A 234-nucleotide genomic window follows, 5' to 3' on the forward strand; every position below is an offset into this window, starting at 1 on the left:
GAACGGCCGAGTGCATCGCGCTCGAACCGGTAACCGGCCAAACGGGCATCAAGTGCGCCCGCCGACGGCGGTTGATCCTCTTGAAAAATCGACATGATATCTAGGCCATCGATGCTGCGGCATTATCCCGACCGGACGGGAGACCGCAAGCGGCACGGTCAGTCAGCGCACATCGGCACTGAACCCTCTGCGACCTCAATGAACGGTGTCGGCGGGCGCGGCTTCGAGAAGGAT

At 62.0% G+C, this 234-nt stretch carries 1 pseudogene; it reads right to left on the reverse strand.

Annotated elements, in window-relative coordinates:
- Positions 1-95, reverse strand: a pseudogene (locus tag AF337_RS41810) (APH(3') family aminoglycoside O-phosphotransferase); the annotation flags it as partial.
- Positions 96-234 lie beyond the last annotated feature (139 nt).

The sequence above is a fragment of the Rhizobium ecuadorense genome (genome assembly GCF_001187535.1).
Taxonomy (GTDB): domain Bacteria; phylum Pseudomonadota; class Alphaproteobacteria; order Rhizobiales; family Rhizobiaceae; genus Rhizobium; species Rhizobium ecuadorense.